Source organism: Micromonospora sicca (assembly GCF_003172935.1).
Classification (GTDB): domain Bacteria; phylum Actinomycetota; class Actinomycetes; order Mycobacteriales; family Micromonosporaceae; genus Micromonospora; species Micromonospora sicca.
The window spans coordinates 1-6,359 of record NZ_QGKS01000443.1 but is presented as its reverse complement, the minus strand read 5'-3'; the positions used below and the strand labels follow the sequence as shown (position 1 = coordinate 6,359).

Here is a 6,359-nt window from a genome sequence, read left to right as displayed (position 1 = left end):
ACCATCGAGCGGGCCCTGGCCGCGATCGCTACCGCCCATCGCGCCGCCGGCGCCGGCGCCCTGCCCACCCACGGCCCCCGCGTGGTGCTACGCGCCTACCGCCGCAACCGGGCCACCAGCGGCGCTGATGTGCGGGAGCGCAGGGCGGCTTCGGTCACTATCACCGCACTGCGCGCCATGGTCTCCGTCCTCGACCGCAGCACTCCCGCCGGCGTCCGCGACACCGCGCTGCTCGTACTCGGCTTCGCCCTCGGCGCCCGGCGCAGCGAACTCACCGCCCTGGACATCACCGACCTCGCCTTCAATCCCGACGGAATGCAGATCACCGTGCGCACCGCCAAGACCGACCCCGACTTCGCCGGCCGCACCTCCGCCCTCCCCTGGGGCACCCACCCGAACACCTGCCCGGTACGCACCGCACAGGCCTGGCTCGCCACCCTGGCCGACCACGGACGCACCAACGGCCCGCTGCTGGTCCGCATCGACCGCCACGGCCGCCTCGGCCGCGTGCCCACCGGTCGCGGCAGCGCCGACGGCCGGCTCACCGGCCAGGCCGTCGCCCTCATCGTCGCCCGCACCGCGGCCGCCGCCGGCCTGGACCCGCACACGGCCTGGTCCGGCCACAGCCTGCGCCGCGGCTTCGCCACCGAGACCTACCGAGCCGGCGGCGACCTCCTGCGCATCGCCCGCGCCGGCGGCTGGAAAGACGGCTCCACCACCCTGCACGGCTACATCGAGGACATCGACCGCTGGGAAGCTAACCCTCTGACCGGCGTCGGCCTTTGAAGGGCACTGAGTTGAGGCATATGTCAAGATCCGAAAGGAACCAGAGTCGGTCCTTAGCTCGGGCGCGCCGCCGTGGGCCGGGATCGTCGATCGCCCGGGCTTCGGTGCTCTGGCCCAGCACTACGATCTCGTAGCCGGGGTTGGCCGGTGATGCGGCTGCAGACCGAACCTAACTACACCCGCCAGCCACCGTTTGGCTGCGGCACGATTCGCGAGAAGCCCAGTGTTCGGGTCGGCCGAGCAGCAGGGCGGGCGCAAATTCGGGCTCGATCCCGACAAAGCTTGATCGGTATGGACGGCCCATCGGGGCTCGGCTCAAGTGTCGGACGGGTGGCCTAGGCTGCCTCTCGTGGACAGCGTGCAGGCGCTTCTTCACCTCACACCTCAACCAGGACGAGTGGGCGGTGTGGATCGTGCACGTTCCGGAGGAGCCTGAGTACTCCGCCGTAGTCCAGGCATGGAACTTCGGCCGCGCGGCAACTTCGATTCCTTTGGGGGTAGCAAGGTGACGCGTTCGTCGGCTGGCGGGTCCGGCACAACGGGTGGTGTTCGGCACGAGAACCGTTGTGTTGCGTGGCTGGCCGCTCACATGCTCGCCGAGACGGCGCTACCGGATTGGGCCTCAGGCCGGCTGGTGCTCGGCGTAGGCAGCCAGACCGGCCGCCCCGTGGATGACGTCGGCGGGCTGACCGACGCGACCGGTTGGGTCTGCGTCCAGGCGAAGAAGAGGCTGGCGCGCAGTGACCATCCGGACAGTGATCTTGCTGCGGCACTCGAGCAGCTGGTGGCGATCGATGCGGAGGGCGTTCCCGACCGGCCGCCGAACCACGATGAGCTGCGGCCACTCGACCCTCGTGTCGACCGCGTGGTGATCCTGACGGACGAGGAGGCGCCCAGCACGATCGCCGTCGCGATGGCCCGGCTCGTCGACCGTCTGCGTACCTGGCCTGAAGCCGTTCCCCTGGCCGAGGCAGCAACCAATGCCAACGAACGAGCGGCCTTGCGCACCCTGCGCGGACACCTGGACCGTCTATGGGCCAAGCGTCACGGCACGACTGCCGACGAGAGCGTCGTGAGGTCGCTGCTCCGTCCGCTCGCCGTCCGGGCGCTCGACCTGCGGCAGGAGGGCAGCGATCTCCGTGCCCTCCTTCTGGATCTTCGCGATCTTCTAGAAGATCCAGACAAGGCGCTTCACCTGTGGCGTGAACTGGAACTGATCGGACAGCGGCTGGCCGCCGAGCGCTCATGGGTCGGGCGCGCCGACCTGGTCCGGGAACTGGAGACCCTGGGCCTTCACCTCACGCCCGTAGCGCGGCTGCGCCGGGACGTCCAGCGGCTCCAAGCGGTCACAACCGGCAACCTCGGTTCGCCGCCTACGAATCTCACCCTCACCGCGCCGGAAGGCCCCGTCCAGGTAAGCCGGGCCGTGTCGGAACTGCTCGACGCCTCCGAAGGCAACGTGGCGATCACCGGCGATCCCGGTGCCGGCAAGTCGGTCGTCCTGCACCGGTTCGCAGAACGCCAGGCGTCCGACGTCGTCTACCTGACGCACCACCAACTGCGGGGCACGGCCGGTGAGACCCGCGCCGAGCTCAACCTGGATCATGATTTGCATGAGGTCCTGACGGGCTGGACGGGATCGTGCCCGGGACTTCTGCTGCTCGACGGCATCGATCAAACCCGGGGCGTCGAGGCGTCGAGCTGGCTGCCCGAGCTGGCCCAGCGTCTGCGCGAAACCCGATGGCGGATCATCGGCAGCATCCGGTCGTTCGACCTTCGTCACGGCCCTCGCTGGCGAACAATGTTCGCAGGGACGCCAGTCGACCCCAGGCACCTCGACCCGGAACTCTCCCAGGTCGCCCACCTACTGGTCGGCGACCTGACGGCAGAAGAGATCGCAACGGTACGCGGGGCCAGCCCTTCATTGGATAAGGCGTTCGACCAGTCCGACGATCCTCTGGCAGAACTCTTGGCCAACCCGTTCAACCTGAACCTGGTGGGCGAGCTGATCTCTGCGGATCTGGACGTGTCCCAGATCCGCAGCCGCCTGGATCTGCTCACCCGCTTCTGGCGACTACGTGTCGTCGATGCCCCCGACGGGCGAGTGCGGCAGCGCGTGCTGCAGACCCTGGTCGCCTCAATGGTCACCGCCCGTTCCCAGCAGGTCAGTGACGCGCAGCTCGGTGAGGCGGCCATGCTGACCGTCCTCGATGGCCTGCTCCGCGACGGCGTGCTCAGAGAAAGCCCAACCAGCCCGTGGGCGGCGAGCCGGCCGCTCGGGTTCGCCCACCCCGTCCTGTTCGACTACGCCGCCGCGATCATCGCGCTCGGCGATCTCAGCGTGCCGGGCAGTATCGCCGACAGCCTCGACAAGGACCCCGATCTCGTCATGGTCCTCCGTCCGAGTCTGGACTACCGCCTGGCGATCGCCTGGCACGCCGATCCGAGCCGGGCGAGCTACTGGCGGCTCGCCCTACGACTCGCCGCGCAGCAATCCGGGCACATGCTGGCCGCCGCCGCGGCCGCTACGATCGCCGCCCACGAGCTACGCGCCGCAGCGGAGCTGGAGCTACTCGAATCGGCCTGTCTCGCCGCCACAGACGATGCGACCTGGACCGTCGACGATGCGCGCGGGCTGGCCTTCCTGGTCGCGGCCGGGCTTGGCGCTGCTGGCGGTGGCCCCGCCGCGCTGGACGCGTTCGGGGAGCTGTTGGTGGGTCTGGCGCTGCACAGCGTGAACAATGACGACGTCGGGTTGGCGCTTCTTGTTGCGCAGCTCGGCCGCCGCGCGGCAGGTGATCAATCGCCGGCAGCCGGCACGCCGGCCGCCCGCGGTTGGGTCAAGGCCGCTATCGCCGCCGTGGTCGTGGGTCTGGCCGACGTGAATGATCCCCATCGCGCGAATCTTGCCGATCACGGCGGACGTGCGCTAGCCGCCGCGGCAACCCTCGACGCCGCTGCGACCGCCGACACCATCCGTCTAGTCATCGCCCCACCCGCGCTTCGCGGGTGGGGCGTTCGAGCCGTTCGTCCGTTGATCAACGTTCTACCGCAGATTGCAGCCCAGGATTCCGGCCTCGCCGTTGACCTCGGCGCAAGCGTGTGGCTCTTCCAGGACGACCGGTCGCAGCCCACGAACATGCTCAACAGCCAAATACTTCCGCTGATATCGAATCGCCAGCAGGATCTGGAGAGCGCCCAGTACCAGGTCAGCCGAACGTTCCCCGCCCTGGCGGCGGTGGACGTCGTCGCGGCGACCAGGCTCCTCATCAGGATTGTTGAAGCCCGTCGACTGCTTCAGTACGGCAGCATCGAGTCGCTGACAAACCAGCGGCCGTGGGTACGGTACAGCGACGACCTGCGGTACGCGGGCGGTCATCGCTCGCTCCCCGCCATGGCCGACGCCCTCGTCGACCGCCTTGAGGACCTCGCACCGGACTGCAGCAATGCGATCAATCTACTCATCGAGTGCCTCACCCACGCCGAGGTGTGGAACCGGCTGCTTCACCGAGCCGCAACAAGCGAGTCACCGGCACTCGCGCACGCCGTCCGGCCAGCGCTGTCGAGTCCGTCGCTCTTTGCCCACAGCCAGACATGGCCAGCTGCCGGGCACGTCGCCGCCCGCCTGTCCCCGCTGCTCTCCGCACCCGAGCGCGACGCGCTGGAGCATGCCATCGTCGCGGCGACCGAGCCCGGCACGGACGACCCAGAGCCACGGCGGGACAGCCTCCGCGCGCGGCGGGCAGCACTGCTGAGCGCCCTCATGTCCGGGAAAGCCAGCGAGGATACAACCCGCCCGTTGCCGCCCGTCCTGGTTCCAGATGACGAGCTACTTCGTGTGGAGCCTGACACGGACGCGACTGAAGCGTCTCCCGAGGCGCGGCTCCTCGGGCAGGTCGACGAGGCCCTCGGGGCCGCCAACCAGTCAGACGACCGTGACGCTGCGAGCCGGCGGCTGATGGCCATGTGGCCGCAACTCACCGCCGCGTGCGCTGCGGATCCCGAGAACCGGCAGTTGCATGAGCGCCTGCTGCGGGCCGCCGACCACATCGCTCGTCTGCCGGAGGTTCTGCCGGACACCGTCCTCGGTCGACAAGTCTTCGAGGCCGTCGAGGCGGCCATGCCGAAGCCCAGCCCCGCCGGAAGTCAGCCCGGCGTCAGCAACAACCGGTTCGCGAGTTGGTCGTGCACACCCGAGACCGAAGCGCTGAGCGCTGCGCGCACTCTTGCCACGAGACCCGAGTGGCAGCGCGCACACGGTAATCAGCTACGTGCACGTCTGCTCTGCCATCTCGACAGCAGCGAGTGGACGTATCGATACCTCAGCACGACCGCCATTGGCCTGATCTTCACCGAGCCGGACGAACTTCTTTCCCAGGTAGAGAGCCGGCTCGCAGCCGAAGCCGACCCTCACGTCGCCTCAGTGTTAGTCCATGTGATGGCACGTTACCTGCATAGCCGACCCTCTGACGTGGACGATATCCTCGCCCGGCTGGCCTCTATGCCGGGTTCGCCTTATCTGCTCGATTCGGGTCAAGAACTGTCAAAGATTCATGACACCCCGTGTGAGGCCGTGGTTCAGTGCCTGACAGCCCTCGCGGTCCGATACGACACTCCTTTTGCCGGGTCCACGGTTCGAGCGTGGCTTTCGAGCCCTACCGACCATGCCACTGCGGTGATCGTGATAGCGACGCACCTCCGTGAACTCCTTAATCCAGCCGACCCTTCCCTTTATGGAGCACAACGCAAGGCATTCGAGCTGCTGACGCTCACCCTGAAGCCGCTCCAACCCGCTTGGGCCGAGCCCACTCAAATGGAGAGTGCGCTGACCGTCGCTGACGCAGTCGCTCAGGAGATCTACCTCGCCAGCGGCGCCTTCGATAGACAGCAGGGTTCTCGCGGAGAATTCGGTGACCCGCTCCTCTTCGCGAAGCTCGCGCTGCCACTGCTGGACGGCATTCGCCAGGTGCACCACCCAGCGGTCACGCACCACATCATCGAGACGGTCGAGCACCTTAGCACGCTCCAGCCCAAGCCGGCACTGCTCCTAGCGATGCGGGCGATCACCGAGGATCAGGGATACGTCGCCGAGTCGCTCGGCGTCGACGCCGCCCTCAAGCTGATCAATCGCTATGTGGCCGATCACCGGGAACTCGTCTTGGGCGACCCTGAGTGCGTTACCGCCGTACGTGTCCTGCTCGAACGATTTGTACGCGCGGGATGGCCACAAGCCGTACAGATGGCAGAACGCATGGATGAGTTGTTCCGCTGATAGGTTTTGGCCGCAACTGGCCGAATCGCATCAGCCCCGCGCCGACCGCCCGACAATCGGACAAGTGTGGCGACTGAGCCTTTCCGCGCAACGGTGTGAGTACGTCGGGTAGCTGCCCTGATGATCGGTGTAGACACGCCCGAACCCGTTGTGGTGCAACGAAAAGACGCAGAACCCGGTATGAAGTGGTCCTCTCACAGATCAACTTCAGTAGGGGTCCTGCGTCGCCATGAGTGTCACATACACCGCCGAGCTGTCCGTGCGCGAGGAGACCGTGTTGTTCCTGTCCGGGCTCCTGCAC

Annotated in this window: 2 protein-coding genes; both read left to right on the top strand. The window is 67.6% G+C overall.

What is annotated here, in order from left to right; genetic code table 11:
- Positions 1-786: site-specific integrase (locus DKT69_RS33280; RefSeq protein WP_109805377.1), on the top strand; the 786-nt coding region annotated here is incomplete at its 5' end.
- 457 nt (positions 787-1,243) lie between these two features.
- A complete protein-coding gene (locus DKT69_RS33275) occupies positions 1,244-6,058 on the top strand; it encodes an NACHT domain-containing protein (protein WP_146231273.1) in 4,815 nt (1,604 codons plus the stop codon).
- The last annotated feature ends 301 nt before the right edge of the window (positions 6,059-6,359 follow it).

Bases quoted from the DNA above. Each gene is read 5' to 3' on its own strand.
- DKT69_RS33275 (WP_146231273.1), top strand. From the start codon at position 1,244: ATGGAACTTCGGCCGCGCGGCAACTTCGATTCCTTTGGGGGTAGCAAG.